Here is a 25,954-nt window from a genome sequence, read left to right as displayed (position 1 = left end):
TTGCCTGCGGGTGGCGCCCTCTGTCTGGCCGCCCACAGGCTGTACTCCACGCAACAAACACGGGCCCATGGATCACTTTGCGTTTAACAAGCCTGCGATTGATGTCGTCTACCTGTGGGTGGATGGCAACGACCCAGCATGGCGAACCAAGCGGCAGCGAGCCGCCGCAGCCCTGAGCAGCGACACCCTGAACCACATGGCCCTGTACGGTAACGTGGAGGGCCGCTTCCGCGACAACGATGAGCTGCGCTACAGCCTGCGCGCGCTGGAGCGCTTCTTTCCGCAGCACGGCCATGTGTACATCGTCACCGACGGCCAAACGCCCGCCTGGCTAAAGCCCAGCGATCACCTGACCGTGGTGGACCACCGCACGCTGATACCTGCGGCGCAGCTGCCCACGTTTGACTCGGGCCATATCGAGTCCTATGTGCACCGCATTCCGGGCCTGTCTGAGCGCTACTTCTACCTCAACGACGACGTGTTCTTTGGCGCGCCGGTGCACACCGCAGACTGGTTCTCGGACGACGGCGTGTTTGTTGCCTGGTCGGACGAGCCCGCCGTCAGCGACGAGGCGCTGCGCCCCGATGCCACCGCGCTGGAGAACGCCTGCCGGCTGTCGCACCAGTGGCTGCGGGCGCACCCGCCGCTGACACAGGGCTACCTGCACACTTTCCGCACTTTTGCCCATGCGCCGCGCCCGCTGCGCAAGTCGCTGCTGAACCGGCTGGAACGCGAGGCACCAGAGATGTTTGCCAGCGTGCGCTCCACCGTGTTCCGCAGCTGGGACAAGCCGGCCATCGTGTCCGACTTCGTGCTGCGCTGGGCGCTGGCCCAGGGCGTGGCGCAGCTGCGCGAATACCGGCATATGCACCTGTCCACCGGAGACAGCAACAGCCAGGCCGGCCTGGCCCAGCTGGAGGCCGATGTAGGCGCGCTGGACTTCTTTTGCCTGAACGACACCACCGACAACGCCGCCCCGCAGGACCCGCGCCTGGCCCGCGTACGCCATAGCCTGCAGCGCATGTTCCCCTCGCCCTCAGGCTTTGAGCGCGCAGCCCCGGCACAGCCGGCGAACGCCCAGGCCGGACGCATGCAGGGTGCCTACGTTTAGAACCTGTTCTTAAAACTGTTGTCTGTAGAAAAATAGCCTGTAGCGCAGTCTCTACCTGCGCGAGTAGCTCCTAATTCAATAGCAATCAGGACTGCGCCTGCTCCAGCTGCTGCAGCGCAGCCCCGAAGTCGTAGCGCGCTACCGCAGCGGCGATGCCGGCGTAGGCGTCTTGCAGGCCGTGGCGCAGCAAGCTGGCGTGCTGCTGTAGCAGCTCAATGGCCTCGGCATCATCCTCCCGCAGCAGGCGGGCGAGCTGCGCACGCACGGCCTGGGCCTGCTCACTGTCCACCACGGGCGGCTCCACCGGAGCACGCTCTGCCGGCAACTGCGGCGTGATGGCGGCAACCAGAACCTCCAGCTGATGGCGGGTGCGGTCGGCCAGCAGCTGCACCGCATCTGCGGGCTGGTGGTGGATGGCCTGCTCCAGAACCTCGGCCTCGGCCTGTAGGGCCGTGGCGCCAATATTGCCAGCCGTGCCCTTCAGCGTGTGGGCAGCGCGCTCGGCGCTGGCCAGGTCGCCGGCCCGCAGGTGCTCCAGAACCTCGTCCACCGCCCCACCCTGACCGGCGGCAAAGCGGCGCAGCATGTCCAGGTAGCGCTGCGGCTTGCCCATGGCGCGGCGCAGACCGGGCGCCACGTCCAGCCCGGGAATCGCGCGCAAGGCGGCTATGCGGGCCTCATCGGTCAGACTGGCAGAAGTACTTTCGGTGCGCCGCACCTGGCCCAGGCCATGGTGCGGGCGTATCCAGCGCGCCAGTACGCGCCACAGTTCTTCGGGCTCCACGGGTTTGGCCACAAAGTCGTTCATGCCGGCGTCCAGGCAGCGCTGGCGGTCAGAGGCCATGGCATTGGCCGTCATGGCGATGACCGGCAGCGCGGTGTTGCGGTTGTCCTGGCGGATCAGACGGGTGGCGCTGACACCGTCAAGCACCGGCATCTGCATGTCCATCAGCACCAGGTCATAGGCCTGGGCGGTATGGGACTGGGCAATCAGTTCCAGAGCGTGTTGGCCGTTGTCGGCCAGGGCCACCAGCATTCCTGCCTCGGCCAGCAGCTCGCTGGCGACCTGTTGGTTAAGCTCGTTGTCTTCCACCAGCAGCACCCGGGCACCGGCCAGGGGGGCCAGTGCGTCCAGCCCTGCGCGGGCATCGTCCACCGCGCGGGCCGACTGCACGCCACGCCCCATGGCTTGCATCAAGGTGTCAAACAGCAAAGATGCGTTGACCGGCTTGATCAGCAAATCCTGGATGCCGGCGTCATGCGCAGTGGGTACCAATTCCTCGCGGCCGTAGGCGGTCACGAGGATCGGCTTGGGCTGCTTAGGCAAGGGCAACGCTGCGATCGCGCGGGCGGTTTGCAGGCCGTCCATGCCGGGCATCTGCCAGTCCAGCAATGCGATGTCAAAAGCCTGGCCCATGGCTGCGGCGTCGCGGGCTGCCGCCACGGCCAGCGCCCCGGAGTGCACGGACTCCACCTCGAAACCCATGGCTTGCAGCATCTCGGCCAGCACCTGGGCGGCGTGCGCGTTGTCGTCCACCACCAGCACCCGGCGGCCGCGCAGGTCCAGGTCGGCCCGGCGCTGGGGCGGGCGCGTGCGGTCCAGGCCGACGCGGGCGGTAAACCAGAAGGTTGACCCCTCACCAAAGGTGCTGCAGACACCCACCGCGCCGCCCATGGCCTCGGCCAGCGCCTTGCTGATGGCCAGGCCCAGGCCGGTGCCACCGTATTTGCGGGTAATGGAGCTATCGGCCTGGCTGAAGCTCTGGAACAGGCGGCCCTGCTGCTCGGCCGTCATGCCAATGCCGGTGTCGCGCACCTCAAAGCGCAGCAGGACGTGCTCGGCCGCACTGTCCTGCACCCGCACGGTAATGCTGATCTCGCCCTGCTCGGTAAATTTGACGGCGTTGTTGACCAGATTGATCAGCACCTGGCCCAGGCGCAGCACGTCACCGCTCAAACTTTGCGGTACGTCGGGGCGCACATCGCACACCAACTCCAGTCCCTTGGCGCCGGCCTTCTCGGCCACCACATTGGCCACGTTGTCGAGCAGGCCGTCCAGGGTGAAGGGCTGGTTTTCTACCGTCAGCTTGCCGGCCTCGACCTTGGAGAAGTCCAGGATGTCGTTGATCACGCCCAGCAGGTGCTGGCCAGACTGGTGGATCTTGCCCAGGTAGTCGCGCTGGCGCGGCGACAGGTCGGTCTTCAGGGCCAGGTAGGACATACCGATGACCGCGTTCATGGGCGTGCGGATTTCATGGCTCATATTGGCCAAGAAGTCGCTCTTGAAACGGTTGGTGTCCTCGGCCAATTCTTTGGCGCGGCGCATCTCGGCCTCAGCATGCTTGCGCTCACTGATGTCATCCAGCAGCCAGATCACCGCTTCCACATAGGCCGCAACAGCCACACGCAGCCCCACCAGCCGGCCTTCAAACACGCTGCCGTCAGCCCGGCAAAAGCTGCGCTCCAGCACCACCCGCTCGCCATTGGCCAGCGGCAGCCCCACCTCGGCCTCAAAAGCAGCAAACGCCTGCGGCGTGTCAAACAGCATGGCCAGGCTGCGCTCGCCCAGCTCCGCGCCAGGCAGCCCAACGATGCTGGCAAAACCCGCGTTGTACTGGCGGATCAGGCCGTCGGCGGCGAACACCACGCCGGAGGGGATGTTGTCAAAAATGACCTGCTGCTGCTCGGTCACCTCGCGCAAGCGGTTTTCGCGCTCCTTGATGGCATCCACCACCTGCAGATAGCCGGTGAACATGACCGAGCCATCCGGCAAGGCCCGGGGTACCGAGGCACAGTGAACCCAGTGCGTGTTGCCGTTCGGGTGCCAGATACGCAAGTCTTGCGCGGCGGGCTGCAGATGTAGCAGGGCCTCAGCCTCCACCCGCGCCCGTTCGCCCCGGTCGGCGGCGTGCACCACCCGGTCCAGCTCCGAGGGATCGCGCAATACCGCATCCACCGAGATGCCCAGAATCTCCTGCGCCCGGTCGCTCATATAGGTGTAGCGGCGGGTGCCGTCCGCAAAGCATTGCAGGCGGTACACCACCAGGGGCAGCGCGGCGGTGATCTCCTGCAAATCGGCCTGGGCAGCGCGTTGCACGGCCTCGGTTTCCAGCCGGACGCCGGCCTCCAGCACGTGCAGCCGCTGCGCCTGCGCCTGTTGCCGGGACGCCTCGCGCTGGCGGTACTGTAGATAAAACGCTAGCACCAGGCCGAATGTCAGCAATGCCTGGAACAGCGTCAATAGCCGGGTGGTGGTGATTTGGCGATGCACCTCCACCGTACGCCGGTCCCCCACCTCGGATGCGGACTGCGAAGCCTCCAGCGAGAGATTGCGTATGGGCTCGCGCAACGTGGATACATGGCTTTGCAAAGCCAGCAGTTGCTCTAGGGTTGGTGGCTTGGCCGCCGGGTCCAGCACCGCATCGGCCTCCGCAACAAACTGCTGCACCAAAGAGCGAACCTCCTGCATGAGCTGCTGGTTCTTCAGCAAGGCCGCCGACTCACCTGTCTTGAGCGAAGCTACGCGGCTCACAAACAGGTCGTAGCGCAGCTGCAGCTCATCCTGGGCGGCGTCCTGCGGACTCAGGATACGGTGGTCCAGCGCGGCAGAGAACCGGAAATACTCGACTTCCAGCTGCACCACGCCCCACACCACTTCCCGGTCGCCGCGTCGGCTGACCTGGCTCAAACCGTCCTGCTGGTTCAGCTGGACGACCGCAATGGCCGCGTAAACGACCAGCAGTACGGCGATCAACAGGGCCAGGATTTTGCTGCTACGAGCCATAGAAAAAGATCAAACAGACCCACGGGGGGCGAATCCACACATTGTGGCGTACGGCACCTGGCCGCTGCTATTGTCAAATTAGCTGGGTAGATTTGCAACAATTTGCAAGATCACAATTGCTCTTGTAATTCACCCGCGTCGCTTGTACAAAGCAACACCTTCTACGCCACGAGGACACCGCCATGGCAGCTTCTAGCTCTGACATCTCCATCACCAAGCGCCTGGGTTTGGGATTTGCCTTCATTTTGCTGCTGTCTTTGACCTCCATGCTGGTGGGTATCAGCAAACTCAACAGCTCGGCGGAATCGACCCAGTTCATGCTGAACAACCCGATCCAGACCGAGCGCATCATCAGCGACTGGTACCGGGACATCCACACCAGCGTGCGCCGCACCACGGCCATTGCCAAAAGCAGCGACCCGTCACTGGCCACCTATTTCGCCAAGGACGCGGCCGAGGCCTCTGAACGCTCCAGCAAGGCCCAGAAGGCCGTAGAAGCGCTGATGACGTCTGACGAGGAAAAGAAACTCTTCGCCGCAGTGGGCGAGGCCCGCAAAACCTATGTCACCAACCGCGACGCAGTTTCGGCCCTGAAAAAGGAAGAGAAATCCGAAGAAGCCAACCAGTTGCTGGAGCAGAAATTTGTGCCCGCCGGCAAGGCCTATCTGGATGCGTTGGACGCCTTGATGAAAGCCCAGCGCGTGAAGATTGACCTGAGTGCCCAGAGCATTGCCTCCGCCAACACCCAGGGCCGCAACCTGCTGATCGGCCTAGGCGTGTTCGGCGTGGCGTTCGGCGTGGGCTGCGCCTGGTGGCTGTCGCGCTCCATCATCCGGCCGCTGACCCAGGCCAACGGAGCAGCGCGCCAGGTAGCCACCGGCGACCTGACCGGGCATATCGAAAAAAGCGGTAACGATGAAGTCGGCCAGCTGCTGTCCAGCCTGCAGGACATGCAGGCCAACCTGGTCAAAGTAGTGACCAGTGTGCGCCAGGGCGCGGACGGTGTATCCACCGCCAGCGCCGAAATCGCCCAGGGCAATAACGACCTGAGCGCGCGCACTGAAAACCAAGCCAGCGCACTGGAGCAGACCGCTGCGTCCATGGAAGAGCTGAACTCCACCGTCAAGCAAAACGCCGACAACGCGCGCCAGGCCAACCAGCTCGCCATGAGCGCCTCTACCGTAGCTATCCAGGGCGGAGAAGTGGTGAACCAGGTGGTGGAGACCATGAAGGGCATCAACGACAGCTCGCAAAAGATCGCCGACATCATCGGCGTGATCGACGGTATCGCCTTCCAGACCAACATCCTGGCCCTGAACGCCGCCGTGGAAGCTGCGCGCGCCGGCGAACAAGGCCGTGGTTTTGCCGTGGTGGCCAGCGAGGTGCGCAGCCTGGCCGGCCGCAGTGCCGACGCCGCCAAGGAAATCAAGAACCTGATTCATGCCAGTGTGGAACGCGTGGCGCAGGGCACAGCCCTGGTGGACCGGGCCGGTACCACCATGACCGAGGTGGTCAGCTCCATTCGACGCGTGACCGACATCGTGGGTGAAATCAGCGCCGCCAGCAATGAGCAAAGCCAGGGCGTGGCCCAGGTGGGTGAGGCTATCAACCAGATCGACCAGGTCACGCAGCAAAACGCCGCCCTGGTGGAACAAATGGCCGCTGCGGCAGGCAGCCTGCAAACCCAGGCCGCCGACTTGGTACAGGTGGTGTCGCAGTTCAAGCTGGAAGGCGGCCACATGGTGTCTGCGCCCTCGCGCCCCGCAGTAGCAGCCCCGCACCGCCCGGCCATGTCCAAGCCGGCAGCGGCGCCCAAGGCACTGGCCAAAAAGCCTGCCCGCCCGCCCCTGGCCGCCCCGCGCGCCTCGGCACCGGTGGCCAAGGCTCCGGCCAAACCGAACGACGACGACTGGGCTGCGTTTTAAGAAGCCGTCTGCTGCGCCTGCACTTGCGTCGGCATAGGTGCAGGCGCATCGGGCTGCACCGGTTGGCGCGCCTGCAACACCACGCAGTGGATGAACTGCAGCTTGGCCACCACGGCCGGCGTCAGCACAAAGGGGTAGAAATCGGGCTCGCCCATGCTGCGCGACATCTCGTTGAGCACGCCGGTCAGCTCCACCCAGCCATTGACGATCTGTAGAAAGCCCTCGGCATCCGGGTTTTGCGGGCGCCACAGCGCATCCACCGTGAACGGTGCATACGGCAGCTCCACGTCTTTCGCGTCCAGGCCAAAGCGCATGGCCGTGCCCAGGGTGTCCACCATGTGCAGGTAGTGCGCCCAGGTCTCGGCCCAGTCTTCCCAGGGGTGGGTGCTGGCATAGCTGCTGACGAAATGCTGTGGCCAGTCGGGCGGGGGGCCCTGGGTGTAGTTGCGCTGCAGTGCCTCGGCATAGCTGGCCCGCTCGTCGCCAAACAGGCCACGGTAGTCGTCCAGCCAGGCGCTGTTCAGCACCAGCCGATCCCAATAGTAGTGCCCCACCTCGTGCCGGAAATGCCCTAACAGCGTGCGATAGGACTCGCCCATTTGCGCGCGCACCTGCTCGCGGCGGGCGTCGTCGGCCTCGTCCATGTTCAGCGTAATCAGGCCGTGGTCGTGCCCGGTCAGCACTGGCTGCTCGGGCGTGGGGCGCAGGAAGTCAAACGCCAGGCCCAAAACGTCCGGGGCCTGTGGATTGCGCGGCTCCACCGGCAGGCCCATGGCCAGCAACTGCGCTACCAGGTGGCGCTTGGCCATTTCCAGCGCGCGCCAGGCGGCCAGGTTCACAGGGTCCGATGGGTCGGACACGGTACGGTTCAGGCTGCAGGCCAGGCACACCCTGCCAGGGGCTGCATCGCCCGGCACCAGCCAGTTGCAGCCCACCATGTCCAGGTTGGCACAGCGCCGAAATCGCGGCCCATCGGGAGCGCTCCAAAGCGTCCACTGGTCCGGCGCATCGGCCACCGGCGCCAGTGGCTCCAGGCGCGATCTCTCAGCCACAAAACCCAGCGGCGTGCCGCAGGACAGGCAAGCACTGTTGCGGAAGAAAACCGGCCGCCCGCACTGGCACACATAGGCGCGCGAGGCACGGATGGCGCCGTAGTCCTCCGTGCGCTGGGTCCAGAAGCTCTCAAAGCGGGCGAAAGGGCGAAAAACGGTGGTGAAAAAGTCCATGGCAATACTCTACGCGCTGCAGTCTGCTGCGGTCTGTAAGACACCTGGCCGTTGGGATGCCCGTAAATACCCTATATGCCTGGCATGGCTTTTGCAATAACGTCGGCACTTCTTGACCATTTGGTCAGGATTTGGACACCCCCAGCCAATTCCGGGCATGGCGTGCTGCAGATTGGTGCAGCACGCCCCGTCTGGGAACCACAGCCACAGGAGTTACCGTGCCAGAAACTTCCTCCACCGCCGCGCCGGACATCCGCGCCGGCCGCCTCAGTGCTGCGCAGTACGCGCAGCACTTTGCGGATGCCACCCCGCCCATGAACGCATCCCAGGCCATGCTCGAATCCGAGCGCTGCCTGTACTGCTTCGATGCACCCTGCCAGACCGCCTGCCCCACCGACATCGACGTGCCCAGCTTCATCAAAAGCATCTCCGATGGCAACCTGCGCGGCGCGGCACGCACCATCCTAGAAGCCAACCCGCTGGGCGGCATGTGCGCCCGGGTCTGCCCCACCGAGGTGCTGTGCGAACAGTCTTGCGTGCGCAACACCCAGACCGACACACCGATCCAGATCGGCCGGCTGCAGCGCCATGCTGTCGATGCACTGATGGCCAGCCCCCAGCCGCAGCTGTTCACCCGCGCAACCCCCACCGGCAAGCGCATCGCCGTGGTCGGCTCCGGCCCCGCCGGCCTGGCCTGCGCGCACCGTCTGGCACGGCTGGGCAACGATGTAATCATCTTCGACGCCAAGCCCAAGGCCGGCGGCCTGAACGAGTACGGCCTGGCCAGCTACAAGACCACCGACGACTTCGCGCAGAAGGAAGTGCAGTGGCTGCTGGACATCGGCGGCATCACCATCCAGAACAGCTGGCGCTTCGAAGGCGCAGCCTCGCTGGACAAGCTGCAGACCGAATTTGATGCCGTGTTCCTGGGCCTGGGCCTGTCCAAGGTGCAAGCCTTGGGCGTACCGGGCGAGGCATTGGCCAACGTGCGCAATGCAGTGGATTTCATCGCCGAGCTGCGCCAGGTCGAGCATGTGAACCAGTTGCCGGTGGGCCGGCGCGTGGTGGTGATCGGCGGCGGTATGACCGCCGTGGACGCTGCCGTGCAGGCCAAACTGCTGGGCGCTGAAGAGGTGCACATGGTGTACCGCCGTGGCGTGGGAAGCATGGGCGCATCTGCGGCCGAGCAAGAGTGGGCGCAAACCAACGGCGTGGTACTGCACCACTGGCTGGCCCCGGTGGAAGTGCTGGGCAGCAGCCACGCCACCGGCGTACGCTTTGTCGAGCAAGCCCTGGTGGACGGCAAGCTGCAAGCCACCGGCAAGGAGCTGGTGCTGAGCGCCGACATGGTGTTCAAGGCCATTGGCCAAAAGCTGGACGACAGCCCGCTGCAAGCCACCGGCCTGGCCCTGCAGGGCGGCCGCATCGTGACCGCAGAGGACGGCAAGACCAACCTGAAGGGCGTATGGGCCGGTGGCGACTGCCGCGCCGGGGGCCGCGACCTGACCGTAGAAGCCGTAGAGCACGGCAAACGCGCCGCTGAAAGCATGCACAAGGAACTCAACCTGGAGGCCACCCATGGCTGATCTGTCTACCACCTTCGCCGGCGTGAAGACGCCCAACCCCTTCTGGCTGGCCTCCGCGCCCCCCACCGACAAGGCCTACAACGTCAACCGCGCTTTCGAAGCCGGTTGGGGCGGCGTGGTGTGGAAGACGCTGGGCGAAGCCGGCCCGCCTGTGGTCAACGTCAACGGCCCGCGCTACGGCGCCCTGCTGTCGAACGACCGGCGCATGCTGGGTTTCAACAACATCGAACTCATCACCGACCGGGATCTGGAACTGAACCTGCGCGAAATCACCGAGGTGAAGCGCCTGTGGCCCGACCGCGCGATGGTCGTCTCGCTGATGGTGCCTTGCGTCGAGGAGTCGTGGAAGGCGATCCTGCCGCGCGTCGAAGACACCGGCGCCGATGCCATCGAGCTGAACTTCGGCTGCCCGCACGGCATGAGCGAGCGCGGCATGGGCGCGGCAGTGGGCCAGGTGCCGGAATACATCGAAATGGTCACCCGCTGGTGCAAGCAGTACAGCAAGCTGCCGGTGATCGTGAAGCTCACGCCCAACATCACCGATGTGCGCCTGCCCGCCCGCGCCGCCAAGCGTGGTGGGGCTGACGCGGTGTCGCTGATCAACACCATCAACTCCATCATCGGCGTAGACCCGGACAGCCTGATGATGTCGCCCACCACCGGCGGCATGGGCTCGCACGGCGGCTACTGTGGCCCGGCGGTCAAGCCCATCGCGCTGAACATGGTGGCCGAGATTGGCCGCGACGCCGAAACCCGTGGCCTGCCGATCAGCGGCATCGGCGGCGTGGGCAACTGGCGCGACGCGCTGGACTTCATCGCGCTGGGCGCCGGCACGGTGCAGGTCTGCACCGCCGCCATGGTGTTCGGCTTCAAGATCGTGCAAGAGATGACCTCTGGCCTGTCGGACTACATGGACAGCAAGGGCTTCAAGAGCCTGGACGACTTCCGAGGTGCCGCCCTGCCCACGGTGAAGGAATGGAAGAACCTGAACCTGAACCACGTCAGCAAGGCGGTCATCAACCAGGACTCGTGCATCTCCTGCGGGCGCTGCCACATCGCCTGCGAAGACACCTCGCACCAGGCCATCACCAAGATGAAAAACGGCGTGCGCCACTTCGAGGTGATGGAAGACGAATGCGTGGGCTGCAACCTGTGCGTCACCGTCTGCCCCGTGCCCAACACGATTTCACTGCGCGATTTGAAACCGGGCGAAAAAGACTTGCGCACCGGCCTCATCGTGAGCGATAAACATGCGGATTGGACGACGCACGCCAATAACCCGATACGCACCGCCGCTTAACCAAGGCCCTCCCCCGTTCGGGCTGAGCTTGTCGAAGCCTTTCCCGTTTGACCAGGCCCTTCGACAAGCTCAGGGCGAACGGGGGGAGATGGTAGGTTGAGGTCCAACAAAATAGGTATTAAACATGCTTGCAGTGCAGACAATACCTGCGCTAGCAGCTACTAATTTAGGAGCAACCATGTCCAGTGTTTTGATCCGAGGCGGCACGGTAGTCAACGCCGACCGCGCCTTCCGAGCCGATGTTTTGTGTATCGACGGCAAGATCGCCGAAGTGGGCGACAACCTCGCGGCCCCCGCAGGCGCCCAGGTGGTAGACGCCGGCGGCCAGTACGTCATGCCCGGCGGCATCGACCCGCACACGCATATGCAGCTGCCGTTCATGGGCACGGTGACGATGGACGACTTCTACAGCGGCACGGCGGCGGGCCTGGCCGGTGGCACCACCAGCATCATCGACTTCGTTATTCCCAGTCCGAAGCAGCCGCTGATGGACGCCTACCGCACCTGGCGCGAGTGGGCTGAAAAGTCCGCCGCCGATTACAGCTTCCACGTCGCCGTCACCTGGTGGGACGAAACCGTGCACCGCGACATGGGCACCCTGGTGCATGAAGAAGGCGTGAACAGCTTCAAGCATTTCATGGCCTATAAAAACGCCATCATGTGCGATGACGAAACCCTGGTGAACAGCTTCAAGCGCTCGCTGGAACTCGGCGCCATGCCCACCGTGCACGCCGAGAACGGCGAGCTGGTGTATCTGCTGCAGGCCGACATGAAAGCCAAGGGCATCTTCGGCCCCGAAGGCCACCCGCTGTCGCGCCCGCCCGCCGTGGAGGCCGAGGCCGCCCAGCGCGCCATCGCCATTGCGAATGTGCTGAACGTGCCGATCTACGTGGTGCATGTGTCCTGCGTCGAATCGGCCGAGGCGATTGCCCGCGCCCGCGCCGCCGGCCAACGTGTGTACGGCGAGGTACTGGCTGGGCATTTGACGGTGGACGACAGCGTCTACCGCAACCCCGACTTTGCCTACGCCGCCGGCCACGTAATGAGCCCGCCCTTCCGCAACAAGACCAACCAGGACGCGCTGTGGCACGGCCTGCAAGCCGGTCATCTGCACACCACCGCCACCGACCACTGCACCTTCTGCGCCGCGCAAAAGGCCGCCGGCAAGGACGACTTCAGCAAGATCCCCAACGGCTGCGGCGGCGTGGAAGAGCGCCTGGCCGTGATCTGGGATGAAGGCGTGAACACGGGCCGCCTCACGCCCAGCGAGTTCGTCGCCATTACCTCGGCAAACGCCGCCAAGCTGTTCAACATCTACCCGCGCAAAGGCTGCGTGGTGGCCGGCGCCGATGCCGACCTGGTGGTGTGGGACCCGGCGGGTACCAAGACCCTGTCGGTCAAGACGCAGAAGTCGCTGGGCGACTTCAACATCTTCGAGGGCCGCACCGTCACCGGCGTGCCCAGCCACACGCTGAGCCAGGGCAAGGTGGTCTACGCGAATGGTGATCTGCGTGCCGAGCGCGGCGTTGGCAAGTACGTGAAGCGCCCACCGTTCGGCCCGCAGTTCGACGCGCTGGCCAAGAAGACCGCGCTGCAAGCGCCCCACCCTGTCAGCCGCTAACTCCCCCACTCCCTCTCCCTCCGGGAGAGGGCCGGGGTGAGGGCAGGCCGCCACCCACCCAATCCAAAGGAACCCCATGCCCCCCAACATTGAATCCCTGCGCATCAACGGCGAGCGCCTATGGGCCTCGCTGATGGAACTCGCCCAGATCGGCGCCACGCCCAAAGGCGGCGTCTGCCGCCTGGCCCTGACCGAGCTGGACAAACAAGGCCGCGACCTGGTCACCCGCTGGGCCCAAGAGGCTGGCATGAGCGTCACCATCGACAAGATCGGCAACGGCTTCATGCGCCGCCCAGGCCGCAACAACAGCCTGCCGCCCATCATGACCGGCAGCCACATCGACACCCAGCCCACGGGCGGCAAGTTCGACGGCAACTACGGCGTGCTGGCGGGCATCGAGGTGGTGCGCACGCTGAACGACCACGGCATCGAAACCGAAGCGCCGATCGAAGTGGCCTTCTGGACCAATGAAGAAGGATCGCGCTTTGTGCCGGTGATGATGGGCTCGGGCGTGTTCGCCAAAGCCTTCACGCTGGAGCATGCCTACGCGGCGGTGGACACCGAGGGCAAGAGCGTGCAAAGCGAGCTGCAGAGCATCGGCTACATCGGCGACCAGGAGCCCGGCGACCACCCGATTGGCGCGTACTTTGAAACCCACATCGAGCAAGGCCCGGTGCTGGAAGACAACGACATCACCATCGGCGTGGTGCAGGGCGTGCTGGGCATACGCTGGTTCGACTGCACCGTCACCGGCATGGAAGCCCATGCCGGCCCCACGCCCATGGCGCTGCGCAAAGACGCGATGCTGGCCGCCACCCGCATCATGCAAGACGTGGTGGCCGCAGCCCACCGCCACCCGCCGCACGGCCGTGGCACGGTGGGCATGGTGCAGGTGTTCCCGAACAGCCGCAACGTGATTCCAGGCCGCGTGAAGTTCAGCATCGACCTGCGCAACAGCACGGACGCGCTGGTGGACCAGATGGTCGAAGAAGTCAAAGCCTTTGCCGCCAGCGTTGCCAAAGAGCACGGCGTGGACGTGAAGATCGAAATGGTCTCCAGCTACAACGCGATCGCCTTCCACGACAACTGCGTAGACGCCGTAGCCCGCGCCGCCGCCAAGCTGGGCTACTCCAACATGCCCGTCGTATCCGGTGCAGGGCACGACGCGGTGTACATGGCCAAGCTAACTTCCAGCGGCATGACCTTCATCCCCTGCAAGGACGGCATCAGCCACAACGAGATCGAGGATGCGAAGCCCGAGCACATCACCGCCGGGTGCAATGTGCTGCTGCATGCGATGTTGGAGCGGGCGGGGGTGGCTGGCTAGGCTGACCGGCCGTTGCTCCGCCCTGCGGGTGCCACGAGGTGAATTGACCTCTGGCGCCAGTACCTACTGCATAAACAGCTCCTGATTTAGGAGCAAATAGCCTGATCGATTCAGGCTGTAGTGCAAGTACGGTCAAGCTACCCACGCGTCCCTGGTGCTACTCTTTCACCCCGGCCAAGCAAAACGCCACCACCGCATTCGCATGGCCATGCCCCAGGCCGTGCTCTGACTTGAGCCAGTTCACGATCTCCATGTGCTTCAGGCCCTGCTGCGTGCGCACCAAGGCAAACCAATGCTCCATAGGCTGGCCGTAGGTTTTCTCGATGGACGGGAAATACGAGGCCGGGCCTTTGACTTTCTCGGGTGCTGCCATGCTGGACTCCTTGGGATTGGGCTTGCTGTGAGGTTCCTATTGTTACCACGCCAACCTGGCCTGCGCATGCTTACGAAGTACCGCAAGCAACGGACATACGGGATGGGTCAAACCTCACATCTGGCAAATTTTGCCCATCTTTCTAGAAACGTCCACATGACCGCCATGAACATCTCCCTGCCCGACAGCCTCAAGGAGTTCGTGGACACGCAAGTCGGTTCGCGGGGCTTTGGCACCAGCAGCGAATATGTGCGCGAGCTGATCCGCAAAGACCAGGACCGGCAACAGCTGCGCCCTTGGGCTTTGTGAATGGTTTTGTGGATGCGTTAGAGCGTGCCTACATCCATATCGGCAAGCACTCCGCCAAGGGGTTACCGCGCTACGCGCATGCGCTGGACATTCCCGGTCTGCGCTCATGGCCTCTCAGCAAGTATCCTTACCTGGTTTCCTATGTGGAGCGCACTGACCATATCGACGTGTGGCGCGTGCTCCATATGCAGCGCAACATCCCGGCCTGGATGACCGATGGCTCGGAAGACGCGTAGAAGTCTTTAAGATCAAATCGACCTCCAGCGCATATACAACCTGCGCGAGCCGCTACAAATTTAGCAGCACCCTATGCACAAGCCCGCCCAAGCTAACACGCCCGATATGAACACCCTACCCTGGTCGCCTGCAGGGCAGGTGCTGGCCCTGTACCAGCGCGTGGCCAAGGAGCCGGCGCCGCGCCGGGTGACGCAGGTGCAGGCGGTGGCGCACTACGGCCTGGTGGGCGACAAGCACGCGCTACCCCATTCGCCACGCCAGCTGCTGCTGGCCGATGTGGCGACCTACCAGGATTTCCATCTGCCGGAAGCGGCGCTGCGGGAGAACATGCTGATCGACTTCAGCGCGGCAGACTTGGCATCAGGTACCTTGCTGCGCATAGGTGCAGAGGTGGTGCTGTGGATCACCTTCCACTGCGAGCCGTGTAGCCTGCTGGAGCGCCGCTGCCCTGGTACCTTGAAGGCCATTGGCCAGCGCCGGGGTGTGCTGGCGCGGGTGGTGCGTGGCGGAGTGGTTCAGCAAGGGGATGCCATTTGTACCGCAGCGTCTGGAATGCACGCCATCAGCGGCGACTGGCAGGCGCGGGTTTTGTGGGTGGCCCAGTCGGTGCCTGCGGGCCAGCACATTTCTTACCGCTTGCTCGCCGAGATGGCGGGCGTGGCCAGCGGGTACTGCCGCGCATTTCCCAAGGTGTTGGCCCGCTTGGCGCCTGAGGTGGCCAGCAGAGTGCACTCTGCAGCCAGCGCACAACCGGGCCCAACGTGGAATGGGGCAGAGCTTTTCGACACCAGCGGCCATATCGGCGCGGCAGCGCCTGCAAGCCATAGCCGCACATAGGCGTGCCGCTTTTCGCACGCACCACGCGGGGCGACAGAGGGCTTGAGATGTGATGGGCTGGGGGGGAGAAGCATGCTCCCCGGGCCTGGATACGCCCGGGGATTCGGCTTGGTGGTCGCGGCCTTTGTGGGGCCGGTGGGTGCGCTGCTGGCTTGTGACCAGGGTGGCGGGGGTCTGTGTGTTGCAGAGACTTCAGTGTAGGCCAAGGCCAGGGGCAGAATATTGCGTTGTTGGCTCTCAATTCTCTATTCTTGGCATAATCTGCCAACATTCTGAAAATTCAAGGCATACGTATGGATTTAGACCGGTATGACAGGCAAATTCTGGAAATCCTGCAGGTCGATGGTCGGGTCAACAACCAGGACCTGGCGGACCGCATTGGCTTGTCACCCTCGCCCTGCCTGCGCCGGGTGCGGGCGCTGGAGGAGTCGGGCCTGATCCTGGGCTACCGGGCCTTGCTGGATGCCAAGAAGCTGGGGCTGTCGCTGATGGCCCTGGTGCACATCTCCATGGACCGGCACACGCCGGAGCGCTTCGCCAACTTCGAAGCCTCGGTAGACGTATTGCCCGAGGTGCTGGAGTGCCTGCTGATCACCGGCCAGTCTGCCGACTACCAGATCAAGGTGGCGGTGCGCGATATGGACCACTACCAGGACTTGCTGCTGAACAAGCTGACGCGCATCGAGGGCGTGACCGGCGTGCATTCCAGCTTTGTGCTGCGCCGGGTGGTGGACAGGACCGCACTGGCGCTGTCCTAAGCCCGCCCCCCCCCGGGCAAGCTGCGGGTTCAGCCGGGGTCGCGCTCTATCGTGTTCGACAACACACCCACCTGGCTGACCCCCACCTCAACACGGTCGCCCGGCTGCATCCACACGGGTGGATTGCGCTTGGCGCCCACGCCGCCGGGGGTGCCCGTCACGATCACATCACCGGGCTGCAACGTAGTGAAGGTGGAGATGTACTGGATCAGCACCGGGATGGGGAAGATCATCGACGCGGTGGTGGTGCGCTGCATGAGCTCGCCGTTGAGGCGCGTCTCCAGCGTCAGCTCGGCGCCGTCGGCGATCTCGCTGCGCGTGACCAGCCAGGGGCCAAAGGCGCCGGTGCCGCTGAAGTTCTTGCCGGCGGTGAACTGCAGGGTGTGGCGCTGCCAATCGCGGATGGAGCCGTCGTTGTAGGCGCTGTAGCCGGCCACATGCTCCCACGCGTCTTCTTCGCGGATACGGCGGCCAGCCTTGCCGATGACGATGGCGATCTCGCCCTCGTAGTCCAGCTGCGTGGATTCAGGCGGCAGCAAGATGTCCTGGCCATGGGCCGTCTGCGATTCGGCCACCCGCATGAAGAGCAGCGGGAACTGGGTCTTGTCGCGTGCGGTCTCGATGCGGTGTTCCTCGTAGTTGTGGCCTACGCAAAAAATCTTGCCCGGCGCGGGGATGACCGGCAAAAACACAATGTCAGCCAACGGCAGTACCGGGGCAGTTGCTTCGGCGGCGATGGCATCCAGCGTGCCCGCCTGCAGCGCGCTCAGCAGGCTGGGGTAGCGGGCACTACCCAAGGGCTGCACGCCGGCATCGGTGAACATGCCCCAGCTGGGTTGGTCTTGGTAGAGATAACTGATCAGTTTCATGCTGCACTTTCTAAAGTGGTGGTGGGTTGATTGAAATAAGGGGTCAGCGGCTGCAGGCGCTGCTGGTCAGGCGTGCCGGCACACCCGAGGTAGGCCAGCACATAGCGGTCGGGCCGCAGCAGCAGCGCACGGGCTCCGGCGCTGCGGAGGATGCGTTCCAGCACACCATCCACGTCGCGCAGCACGGCGTCCACGCCGTCTGCGGCGGGCAAAAAGTCGTCCTGCTGGGCCAGCACGCGCAGGGTGCGGCAGGGCAGGTGGAAGGCGGTGGGCAGCGGGGCAGCGGACAGGCCCAGCCATACGAAGCCGTGGCCCAGCAAGTCGTCCAGCGGCACATGGGTGCCACCCGGCAGCTCCACCTGCGGCTGGGGTAGCAGTTGGCCCGCAGGCACGAGCGCATCGGCATGCTCGCCAGACACAAAAAAGCCTTCAAAAAAGCGCGGCTTGGGCTTGAACTTGAGATGCAGCACATAGTCGCGCACCGGCCGATACAGGCTGCACAACTTCAGCGCACCCTGCGTCAACATGGCCGCCAGCACCGACTTGGGCTGCATGAAGGTGCCGATGCGCACTGCCATGCGTATCAGCGACCAGGCATGGGGCTTGCGCTCCTGCGCGTAGCTGGCGAGCAGACTGGGCGCCATGTCGCCGCGCACCACAGCGGCCAGCTTCCAGGCCAGGTTGGCCGCATCGCGCACGCCGCTGTTCATGCCCTGGCCGGCGAACGGTGGCGTGAGGTGGGCCGCATCACCCGCCAGAAACACCCGGCCCGTTTGCCAACGCTCGGCCACCCGCGCATGGAAGGCGTAGACCACCTTGCGGGCAATGGCCAACTCCGCGTCGGCCGGGTTGCGTGCGCGTATCCAGGCCCGCACGTTCGCCTCGTCCAGCACCTGGTCCGGGTCTTCGCCGGGGTGCAGCATGAACTCGTAGCGCAACGTACCCTGTGGCCCGGGCAGGCGGATCGCAGGCCGCGCCGGGTCGCAATAGGTGCGGGTGTGGCGAAAGGCCGAGTCACGTTCCAGCAGATCGACGATCAGCCACTTTTCATCGTAGGTGCTGCCCGTGAGCTTGATACCCAGCTGCTCGCGCACCGGGCTGCGGCCACCGTCGCAAGCCACCAGCCACTGGCAGCTGATGTGTTTCGTCTCGCCTGCGTGGTGGAGCTGCAGGTGCACGGCCTGGCCATCTTCGCCCTCGTCACGGAACTGCACCAGCTCGTGGCCAAACCAGATGGCGGTGTGCGCAAAGCGCTGCAGGCCATCTCGCAGCTGGCCCACCAGCAGCTGCTGGCGAAACGCATTGCGCTTAGGGAACCCGTACTCCTGGCTCTGCGGCTCGATGCGGGCGAACTCCTTGTTACGCCATGAGTAGTAGTGCACGCCATAGCCTTGCACCACCTGGGGCAGCACCTCGCCAATTAGGCCGGTGGCCTGCACGGTGCGCAGGCTTTCATCGTCGATGGTGACGGCACGGGGCTCGCCCACCGTATTGGTGCTGCGCTCAACCACCAGCGTGCGTATGCCCTGCTGGCCGAGCAGGTTGGCCAGTGCCAGCCCGGTGGGGCCGGCTCCAATAATCACCACGGGAAAATGTGTCTCGTCGGCCATGCCGGGGGGAATGGCGGACAAAGGCAGGGCTGCGTTCATGGGGTCTCCGTTTTGCTTTTTTGGGCGCGCGCCTTGTCGCGCTGGTCTTGCAGCCGCCCTTCGATGCGGCCGGCTGCGCTTTGCAGGCGGCTCAATGTGGTTTTGCGCTGTGCTGCAGTCAGCGTGGCAGCTGGCATCACCACGCTGAGGCTGCCCAGCAGCTGCTCGCCGTCGCGCAGCGGCACGGCAAAGCCCACCGCATCGGGATCGACCTCGCCCGTGGTCACGCAGTAGCCGGTCTGCCGCAGCGCGGCCAGCACCTCGACGAGCTGGGCGTAGTCGTCGGGCAGGCCTGCAGCCACCAGGGTGGCGCGCTCGCTGGCCCACAGCTGCTTCAGCTGGGCAGGTGGCAAGCAGGCAAGGATGATCTTGGACGTGGCACCACGGTACAGAGGCATGGCGCGGCCACGCTCATAGCTCACCGACAGCGACGGGTTACGGCCATTGACTTGGTGGATACACATCACCTTGTTGGCATGGAAGCGGCACAGCAAAATGGTGCCACCGGTCTCGTCGGCCAGCTTGCCAGGCAGTTCCTGCGCGGCTTCCAGCAAGGGGTCGGTCAGGCGGATTTGCCGGTCCAGCTCGACCACCATGGGGCCGAGCACATAGCCCCGGTCGGCCACGCGTTCGAGCATGCCGGCACGTGTCAGCTGGCCGAGGTCGCGGTACACGCTGGCGCGCGACACCCCAAGCTCTTCCATCAGCCACTCCGGCGATATCACCGGGCGGTCCAGGGCGAACAGGCCAAGGATGCGCAGCATGCGGTTGGTACTGGGCATGCTGTTCTCAGCTGCGCAAAATGGCCTTGCCCCAGAGGTTGAGCGTGCGCTCCTCGTGGGCCCATTCGCCGGCGGGACGGCCGGGTTCGCAATGCTCTATCTCGGCGGAAATCTCGGCCAGGTTGCCGTCCGGGTCGCGCACCATGAAGAACACGTCGTTGCCCGGGCCATGGCGCCCAATGCCCCAGACGATGGGCTCGCGCAGGCTGGCCATGTGGTCGCCCCAGGCCTTCATGCTGGCCCAGTCGGGTGCTTCAAAGGACTGGTGGTCAAAGCACGATACGGGCGCAAAAAACAGCGCCAGCGCATGGTGCAGATGGTCGCTTCGCAAAAAGCAGGCACGCAGTTGGCCTTCGGCGTCGCGCACCGCGTCGGACAGCACAAATCCCAGCTGCTCGGTATAGAAGGCCAGCATCTGCGGCAGTTGCTGTGTGCGCAAGGCGAAGTGCTGCAGCGTGGCCGCCGGCAGTTCGGCATGGCTGCCGGCCAGGGAGAAACGATCCGGCGCAGTGAAGACGATCAGGTTGCCATCGGGGTCGCGCACGGCGACGGATCCAGCGGGGCAGTGGGCGGGCACGGCCTGGGTTTCCAGTGCCTGGACGCGTTGGCACAGATGCTGCCAGGCAGCCGGCGTGTGCAGCGCGAACTGTGCATAACCCAGCTGGTTGGCGGGGCCGGTGGTGATCTGCACCTGGCGGCCCGGGCCACGGCAGGCATAACCGCCCTCCACCGCCTCCAGCGACATGCCATACGCAGCGCTGTAGAAGCTGGCCATGGCCAGCGGGTTGGGTGAATACAAGCTGATGGTGTGCAGGGCGGCCTGCAGGTCTGTCGTGTTGTGCATAGCGGCAATCAAGGTGATGGAGCAGTGCAGCAACTGTCGCCTCCATTCCCAAGACCGTCAACGCAAAGTCTCAATAGGTGAGACTGAAAAGCACATTCTCCCCATCGGATCTGGCCTCGCCATATGCAGCCATAGGCCGACTACAGGGCGCCAGGGAAATCCCTGAGACGGCGCTGACACGCTCAGTCAATCCCGGCGCGCTGATGCCAGATGCATGCGGCCGTATTTCCTATTCTTGCCTGACCCAATCTACGGAGACAGTGCTATGCACGCAATGACAAAAATCGACAGCAAGACCACCATGTTTGCGCTGGCCCTCTGCATGGTGACCGCCATGGGAACCATACAAATGCAGCCCGTACTCGGCGGTGCCCTGGTGGACCGCATGGGCATCAGCCTGCAACAAATGGGCATGCTGTTTGGCATTGAATTGGTGTCCATGGCGCTGGCCTGCACCATCACGGCCTTTGGCGCGCATCGGCAGAACCGGCAGCACCTGATGCGCATCGCCCTGGTGGTTCTGTTGGCCTCCAACGCCTGGAGCATGGTGGCCGATAGCTTTGCCCTGTTTTGCGCGGCCCGCTTGCTGTCGGGCGCTGCGGGCGGCGTGGCCCAGGCCGTGGTCTACGCAAGCACTACCTTGCGAACCCACAAGGACAAAACCTTTGCCACGCTCAACATCTGCGTCCTGCTGTGGGGCGCGATCTCGCTGGGCGTGCTGCCGCCGGTCATTGCGGCGCACGGTATTCCCGCCGTGTTTGCTGGCTTCGTTGTGATGTGTGTGGCGAGCCTGCTGGTGTGTGGACGGATTCCTGCACATGGGCTGGCAGCGGAAAGCAAGGGCACAGGCTCGATTGCATCCAATCCCCTGCAGCTGAACCACCTACTGCTGCTGGTGCTGGTGGTGCTGCTCTTCGCCGGACATGGCGCCCTGTGGATCTACCAGGAGCGCATCGGCAAAGCCATCGGCATTGCGCCCGAGCACATCGGCATGATCCTCGGACTCAGCGTTCTGTCGGGTGCGGCAGGCGCAGCGTTGGCAGGCATGCTGGGGCAACGCATTAGCCACCGTAGCGCCCAGCTACTGGGGTTTGCGGGCTCTATGGTTGCGACGCTGCTCATGGTCTATGGCGACAACGTAGCGGTGTATGCGCTTACCGCCTGCGTCACCATGCTGGTGTGGTTCTTCGGGCTGACCTATCTGTTGACTCTTTCCGCCGAGATGGACACCACAGGCCGCTTGCCAGGCCTGGCCAATGCGTCCGTCTTCATGGGCCAGGCATTGGGCCCCGCTATCGGCGCCTTCGCTGTAGGGGCCGGCAGCTTCAGAAACGTGGGCTGGGCAGCAGCCCTGGTCTACGCCATTGCGCTGGCCGTGTCTGTGGTGGTGACCTCGCGCCATGCGCACGGAGGCCATCGCCGCAGTGCTTCACCGCTCAGCCCCACTTGAAGCTGCAAGCACCCACTCCCCCTAACCACCCAACCATCCCTAGCCATGCCTAACGATTCAAGCCCCAGCCGCCAGTTTCCCCCCCTGCCGCAATTCAGCGGAATGAATGCGCCCTCTCGCATCGAATGCCACATCAAAGACCTGGAAGTGGTGGGTGAGCTGCCCCAGGCACTGCAAGGCACCTGGTACCGGTGCGGCCCCGACCCCCAATACCCGCCGATGCTGGGCGACGATATCTACATCAACGGCGACGGTGCCGTGAGCGCATTCAGCTTTGCCGACGGCCGTGTGGATTTCACGATGCGCTACGTGCGCACACAGCGTTTTGAAGCCGAGCGTGCGGCCCACCGATCCCTGTTCGGCTTGTACCGCAACCCGTACACCGACCATGCCTCAGTGCGCGGGCTGGACCGTGGTACGGCCAACACAACCGCCTTCGTGCATGCAGGGCGCTTGTTCGCACTCAAGGAAGACAGTCTGCCCTACGAGCTGGACCCGGTGACACTGGAGACCAAGGGCCGGCACGACTTCGACGGCCAACTGCGTTCGCGCACCGTCACCGCCCACCCCAAGCGGGACCCCGAGACCGGCGAATGGCTGTTCTTTGGCTACGAAGCGGCCGGCGATGCCAGCAAGGACGTGGCCTTCTGCGTAGCCGACAAACACGGCGCGCTGGTACGCGAAGAATGGTTCGAAGCGCCTTACGCCGCCATGCAGCACGATTTCGCGGTGACGCGCGACTACGTCATCTTCTCCGTCTTCCCTACGGTCTGCGATCTGGACCATATGAAGGCCGGCGGCACGCACTGGATGTGGGACGGCACACTGGACACCTGGATAGGCGTGATGCGCCGAGACGGCTCGGTCAAAGACATGCGCTGGTTCCGCCGGCCGGCCTGCTATTCCTACCATGTCGGCAACGCCTTCAATACCGGCAGCCAGATCACCATCGACCTGTGCGTATCGGCACGCAATGTCTTCCCCTATGTGCCGGCGCGGGACGGCAGCGCGCACGACCCGGAGGCCAATGCGCCCTACCTCACGCGCTGGAGCTTTGACGCCGACAGCCCCGAATCCTCGTTCACCTCCCGCGTCTTGAGCCCGATACCAGGGGAGCTGCCGCGCATCGACGACCGCGTGTCCATGCACCCGCACCGCTTCATCTACTACGGCGGCATCGACCCCCGCAAAAGCCAGCTCATGGCTGGGCCCATAGGCCCGGGCTCGAACCACCTGGTGCGCGTGGACACGCAAACGGGTGGCGTCACCGCCCTGTTTCTGTCGAACACCACCACCTTCCAGGAGCCGCAGCTGGTGCCGGTTCCCGGCGCGGAAGGCCTGCTGCTGGCCGTGGTGGACCACCACGACACAGGGCTGGCCTCTGTCGTGGTGTTGAACGCCGCCGACATCACAGCCGGCCCCATCGCGCAGATCAAGCTACCCATCCGGCTGCGCGATGCCTTTCACGGCGACTGGGCGCCATTGACCCCCAAAACCATTTAGGAGATCCCCATGAACACTGTGCAACTTCTCATCCAAGGCGAATCTGCCGATGCCCGCTCGGGGGCCACATTCCAGCGCCGCAACCCGGTCACCCAAGAGGTCGTCACCACCGCTGCGGCGGCCAGCCCAGCAGATGCCGTGGCGGCCGTAGTCTCGGCACAGCTGGCCTTCCCAGCATGGTCGCAAACCGGCCCAGCCCAAAGGCGCTTGATGCTGACAAAAGCGGCAGACGAATTGGAGCGCAACCAGGCCAGCTTGATCGCAACCATGGTGAGCGAGACTGGCGCCAGCGAACTCTGGGCCGGCTTCAACGCCATCACCGCCGTAGGCATACTGCGCGAAGCAGCCGCGCTCACCACCCAGATCAATGGCGAAGTCATCCCCTCCGACGTGCCCGGCAATCTGGCGCTGGCGGTGCGCCAGCCGGCCGGCGTGTCTCTGGGCATCGCCCCCTGGAATGCGCCGCTGATTCTGGGCGTACGCGCCATTGCCGTGCCCCTGGCCTGCGGGAACACCGTGGTTTTCAAGGCATCGGAATCCTGCCCGGCGACCCACCGGGCTATCGCCGATGCGTTCACCCGCGCCGGCGTGCCTGCGGGCGTGGTGAACTTCATTAGCAACGCGCCTGCCGATGCGGGCGCCGTGGTGGCCGCCATGGTTGCACACCCCGCTGTACGCCGCGTCAACTTCACCGGCTCCACCAAGGTGGGCAAGATCATCGCCGCCCAATGCGCCGAACACCTCAAGCCCGTGGTGCTGGAGCTGGGCGGCAAAGCACCGCTGGTCGTGCTTGACGATGCAGACCTGGACCAGGCGGTGGACGGCACCATCTTTGGCGCATTCCTCAACTCGGGGCAAATCTGCATGTCCACCGAACGCATCATCGTGGACGAGAGCGTTGCGGACGAATTTGTGGCGCGGCTCGCGCGCAAGGCCCGTACGCTGGTGCCTGGCGCAGCAGGCTCAGGCGCCGCCCTGGGCTCCGTCATCGACCAGACCACGGTAGATCGCTGCAATCTGCTGCTGGACGACGCGCTGCAAGCCGGTGGCCAACTGCTGTGCGGTGGCCGCGCAGACAGCACGCTCATGCTGCCGACGCTGATCGACCACGTCACCCCCGCCATGAAGATCTACAGCGAAGAATCCTTCGGTCCGGTCAAAGGCATCGTGCGAGTCCGTGGCGTGGAAGATGCTGTGCGCTGCGCCAATGACAACGCATACGGCTTGTCGGCAGCCGTCTATGGCCGAGATATTGCCCGCGCACTGCAGGTGGCGCAGCGCATTGAGTCCGGCATCTGCCACGTCAACGGCCCCACGGTGCACGACGAGCCACAGATGCCGTTTGGCGGAGTGAAGGCCAGCGGTGTCGGCCGGTTTGGCGGGCGCGCCGGTATCGACGCATTTACCGACTTGCGCTGGCTCAGCGTGCAGACCACGCCCCGGCACTATCCGATCTGAGCTTGGAACGTGGTCTTAGGCCGCCGCGCGGTAGGCCTTGGGGGAGACCCCCAGGCTGCTGCGGAACACCCGGCTGAAATGCGAGGAGCTGGAGAAGCCCCACTGCATGGCAATGTCCGTCAAGGAACGGGATGCATGGCGCGGGTTCTTCAGGTCGCTGGCGCACTGGGCCACCCGCTGCTGCCAGATGTATTCAGAGGCGGAGCCCAGGGCATCGTCGGCAAAGGCGCGGTGCACCGTGCGCACAGAGCAGCCGCAGCCCTGGGCCACCATCTCTACACACAGCCCGGGCTCGGCCAGGTGCTTGTCAATAAAGGCCTTGAACTTGTTGCGTTGGGTGTCGCGCACCGTGTCCTTGCCTGGGGCTGCGAACCGTTCCTGCACCGCATGCCAGGCCAGCGCCGTGATCGCATCGGCCAGGGTTTTGGCAGTGGTGGCCGGCAGCCGGTCAAACTGCCCATAGGCCTCGCGGACCATGGTTTGCACCAGGCGCGACGAGCCGCTGCGCCCGTCACAGCGCGATGCGCGGGTGCGCGCGATCAGGTCTACCAGCGCGGGGTCGGAGGGGCGGGGCGGCGTCAGAATGATCTGGTCGCATCCATACGGGTGGTCCACCACAAAGGGCTGCGCGGCGTCCAGGATGCACCAGTCGCCCGGCTCCAGCATCGCACTGCGCCCATCCTGCTCCAGCAGGGCACAGCCTTTTTGCTGCATCAGCAGCATCAGCGGGCTGGGGATGTCGTCCTGCCGGGCGGCCATCGCCCGGCTGAACCGGTGTGGCGTAGCCACCAGGCGGCAAAAGCCGGCGCCGCCCAGCATGCCGTATTCCAGGCTGCCGGAAAAGGTTTGGCCGACCAAGGGCTCCCAGTGGCTGGCATCCCGCAGGCGAAACGACTCTGGCGTGCGCCCCACATGGGTGCTGATCAAATCGTGCCAGGCCGGTAGCCGCTGGGATGGGCTTACGGCATCTACCGAAACGTGGGTGCGACTGGGCATGTGTGTCTC

At 64.7% G+C, this 25,954-nt stretch carries 20 protein-coding genes and 1 pseudogene; 13 read left to right on the top strand and 8 right to left on the bottom strand.

What is annotated here, in order from left to right:
- Nucleotides 1–67: 67 nt before the first annotated feature.
- A complete protein-coding gene (locus tag AC4BBN_RS11040) occupies nucleotides 68–1,111 on the top strand; it encodes a Stealth CR1 domain-containing protein (RefSeq protein WP_490592034.1) in 1,044 nt (347 codons plus the stop codon).
- An 85-nt stretch (nucleotides 1,112–1,196) separates the two neighbouring features.
- Here AC4BBN_RS11040 and AC4BBN_RS11035 read toward each other — a convergent pair whose 3' ends face one another.
- Complete coding sequence (locus AC4BBN_RS11035) at nucleotides 1,197–4,895, bottom strand: response regulator (protein WP_490592033.1); 3,699 nt, start codon at nucleotides 4,893–4,895, stop codon at nucleotides 1,197–1,199.
- Between the two features lie 182 nt (nucleotides 4,896–5,077).
- Here AC4BBN_RS11035 and AC4BBN_RS11030 point away from each other — a divergent pair, with 182 nt between their 5' ends.
- Entirely contained in the window at nucleotides 5,078–6,820 is a 1,743-nt protein-coding gene (locus tag AC4BBN_RS11030; protein WP_490592032.1) for a methyl-accepting chemotaxis protein, read from the top strand.
- On the opposite strand, the gene AC4BBN_RS11025 is transcribed toward AC4BBN_RS11030, so the two are convergent.
- Nucleotides 6,817–8,046, bottom strand: a complete 1,230-nt coding sequence (locus AC4BBN_RS11025) for a zinc-binding metallopeptidase family protein (RefSeq protein ID WP_490592031.1) — start codon at nucleotides 8,044–8,046, stop codon at nucleotides 6,817–6,819. The two genes, AC4BBN_RS11030 and AC4BBN_RS11025, sit on opposite strands and share 4 nt — an antisense overlap.
- 218 nt (nucleotides 8,047–8,264) lie before the next feature.
- Here AC4BBN_RS11025 and AC4BBN_RS11020 point away from each other — a divergent pair, with 218 nt between their 5' ends.
- The 4 genes from AC4BBN_RS11020 (at nucleotide 8,265) to AC4BBN_RS11005 (ending at nucleotide 13,880) form a co-directional block, all read left to right on the top strand.
- A complete protein-coding gene (locus tag AC4BBN_RS11020) occupies nucleotides 8,265–9,632 on the top strand; it encodes an NAD(P)-dependent oxidoreductase (RefSeq protein WP_490592030.1) in 1,368 nt (455 codons plus the stop codon).
- On the top strand, nucleotides 9,625–10,932 hold the full coding sequence (gene preA, locus AC4BBN_RS11015) for an NAD-dependent dihydropyrimidine dehydrogenase subunit PreA (RefSeq protein ID WP_490592029.1): 1,308 nt from the start codon (nucleotides 9,625–9,627) through the stop codon (nucleotides 10,930–10,932). The genes AC4BBN_RS11020 and preA overlap by 8 nt, the downstream gene beginning before the upstream one ends.
- Nucleotides 10,933–11,110: 178 nt before the next feature.
- Nucleotides 11,111–12,553, top strand: a complete 1,443-nt coding sequence (gene hydA, locus AC4BBN_RS11010) for a dihydropyrimidinase (protein WP_490592028.1) — start codon at nucleotides 11,111–11,113, stop codon at nucleotides 12,551–12,553.
- A gap of 76 nt (nucleotides 12,554–12,629) precedes the next feature.
- Complete coding sequence (locus tag AC4BBN_RS11005) at nucleotides 12,630–13,880, top strand: Zn-dependent hydrolase (protein ID WP_490592027.1); 1,251 nt, start codon at nucleotides 12,630–12,632, stop codon at nucleotides 13,878–13,880.
- A 157-nt stretch (nucleotides 13,881–14,037) separates the two neighbouring features.
- Here the strand turns inward: AC4BBN_RS11005 and AC4BBN_RS11000 are convergent, their stop codons facing one another.
- The gene (locus AC4BBN_RS11000; RefSeq protein ID WP_490592026.1) at nucleotides 14,038–14,253 is read right to left on the bottom strand and encodes a DUF4287 domain-containing protein; all 216 of its coding nucleotides are present in this window, start codon (nucleotides 14,251–14,253) and stop codon (nucleotides 14,038–14,040) included.
- A 156-nt stretch (nucleotides 14,254–14,409) separates the two neighbouring features.
- Between AC4BBN_RS11000 and AC4BBN_RS10995 the strand changes: the two are divergent.
- The 4 genes and pseudogenes from AC4BBN_RS10995 to AC4BBN_RS10980 form a co-directional block, all read left to right on the top strand.
- Nucleotides 14,410–14,547: pseudogene (locus AC4BBN_RS10995) on the top strand (ribbon-helix-helix domain-containing protein); the annotation flags it as partial.
- Nucleotides 14,548–14,558: 11 nt separating this feature from the next.
- Nucleotides 14,559–14,798, top strand: a complete 240-nt coding sequence (locus AC4BBN_RS10990; protein WP_490592857.1) for a type II toxin-antitoxin system RelE/ParE family toxin — start codon at nucleotides 14,559–14,561, stop codon at nucleotides 14,796–14,798.
- Nucleotides 14,799–14,904: 106 nt separating this feature from the next.
- Nucleotides 14,905–15,636, top strand: coding sequence for an MOSC domain-containing protein (locus tag AC4BBN_RS10985; RefSeq protein ID WP_490592025.1), 732 nt, complete (start codon nucleotides 14,905–14,907; stop codon nucleotides 15,634–15,636).
- A gap of 293 nt (nucleotides 15,637–15,929) precedes the next feature.
- On the top strand, nucleotides 15,930–16,394 hold the full coding sequence (locus tag AC4BBN_RS10980; RefSeq protein ID WP_490592024.1) for an Lrp/AsnC family transcriptional regulator: 465 nt from the start codon (nucleotides 15,930–15,932) through the stop codon (nucleotides 16,392–16,394).
- Between the two features lie 29 nt (nucleotides 16,395–16,423).
- On the opposite strand, the gene AC4BBN_RS10975 is transcribed toward AC4BBN_RS10980, so the two are convergent.
- Genes AC4BBN_RS10975 through AC4BBN_RS10960 form a run of 4 tightly spaced genes read right to left on the bottom strand, consistent with a single transcriptional unit; the run spans nucleotide 16,424 to nucleotide 20,538 of the window.
- The gene (locus AC4BBN_RS10975) at nucleotides 16,424–17,263 is read right to left on the bottom strand and encodes a fumarylacetoacetate hydrolase family protein (protein ID WP_490592023.1); all 840 of its coding nucleotides are present in this window, start codon (nucleotides 17,261–17,263) and stop codon (nucleotides 16,424–16,426) included.
- Nucleotides 17,260–18,912 (bottom strand): bifunctional 3-(3-hydroxy-phenyl)propionate/3-hydroxycinnamic acid hydroxylase, encoded by a 1,653-nt coding sequence (locus AC4BBN_RS10970; RefSeq protein ID WP_490592022.1) that lies wholly within the window; start codon nucleotides 18,910–18,912, stop codon nucleotides 17,260–17,262. The genes AC4BBN_RS10975 and AC4BBN_RS10970 overlap by 4 nt, the downstream gene beginning before the upstream one ends.
- Nucleotides 18,909–19,694 (bottom strand): IclR family transcriptional regulator, encoded by a 786-nt coding sequence (locus AC4BBN_RS10965; RefSeq protein ID WP_490592021.1) that lies wholly within the window; start codon nucleotides 19,692–19,694, stop codon nucleotides 18,909–18,911. Before AC4BBN_RS10965 ends, AC4BBN_RS10970 begins: the two co-directional genes overlap by 4 nt.
- Nucleotides 19,695–19,701: 7 nt before the next feature.
- The gene (locus AC4BBN_RS10960) at nucleotides 19,702–20,538 is read right to left on the bottom strand and encodes a VOC family protein (RefSeq protein ID WP_490592020.1); all 837 of its coding nucleotides are present in this window, start codon (nucleotides 20,536–20,538) and stop codon (nucleotides 19,702–19,704) included.
- 265 nt (nucleotides 20,539–20,803) lie between these two features.
- Here AC4BBN_RS10960 and AC4BBN_RS10955 point away from each other — a divergent pair, with 265 nt between their 5' ends.
- The 3 genes from AC4BBN_RS10955 to AC4BBN_RS10945 are packed head-to-tail and all read left to right on the top strand — an operon-like array spanning nucleotide 20,804 to nucleotide 24,949.
- Nucleotides 20,804–21,988, top strand: coding sequence for an MFS transporter (locus AC4BBN_RS10955; RefSeq protein ID WP_490592019.1), 1,185 nt, complete (start codon nucleotides 20,804–20,806; stop codon nucleotides 21,986–21,988).
- A 45-nt stretch (nucleotides 21,989–22,033) separates the two neighbouring features.
- The gene (locus tag AC4BBN_RS10950; protein ID WP_490592018.1) at nucleotides 22,034–23,491 is read left to right on the top strand and encodes a carotenoid oxygenase family protein; all 1,458 of its coding nucleotides are present in this window, start codon (nucleotides 22,034–22,036) and stop codon (nucleotides 23,489–23,491) included.
- A 9-nt stretch (nucleotides 23,492–23,500) separates the two neighbouring features.
- Complete coding sequence (locus AC4BBN_RS10945; protein ID WP_490592017.1) at nucleotides 23,501–24,949, top strand: aldehyde dehydrogenase; 1,449 nt, start codon at nucleotides 23,501–23,503, stop codon at nucleotides 24,947–24,949.
- 15 nt (nucleotides 24,950–24,964) lie between these two features.
- Here the strand turns inward: AC4BBN_RS10945 and AC4BBN_RS10940 are convergent, their stop codons facing one another.
- On the bottom strand, nucleotides 24,965–25,945 hold the full coding sequence (locus AC4BBN_RS10940; RefSeq protein ID WP_490592016.1) for a helix-turn-helix domain-containing protein: 981 nt from the start codon (nucleotides 25,943–25,945) through the stop codon (nucleotides 24,965–24,967).
- Between the last annotated feature and the right edge of the window lie 9 nt (nucleotides 25,946–25,954).

This window comes from Rhodoferax sp. SPJ21 (assembly GCF_058216335.1).
Note: the sequence above shows the minus strand (reverse complement) of the source record. Positions and strands in the feature narration are given on the sequence as shown.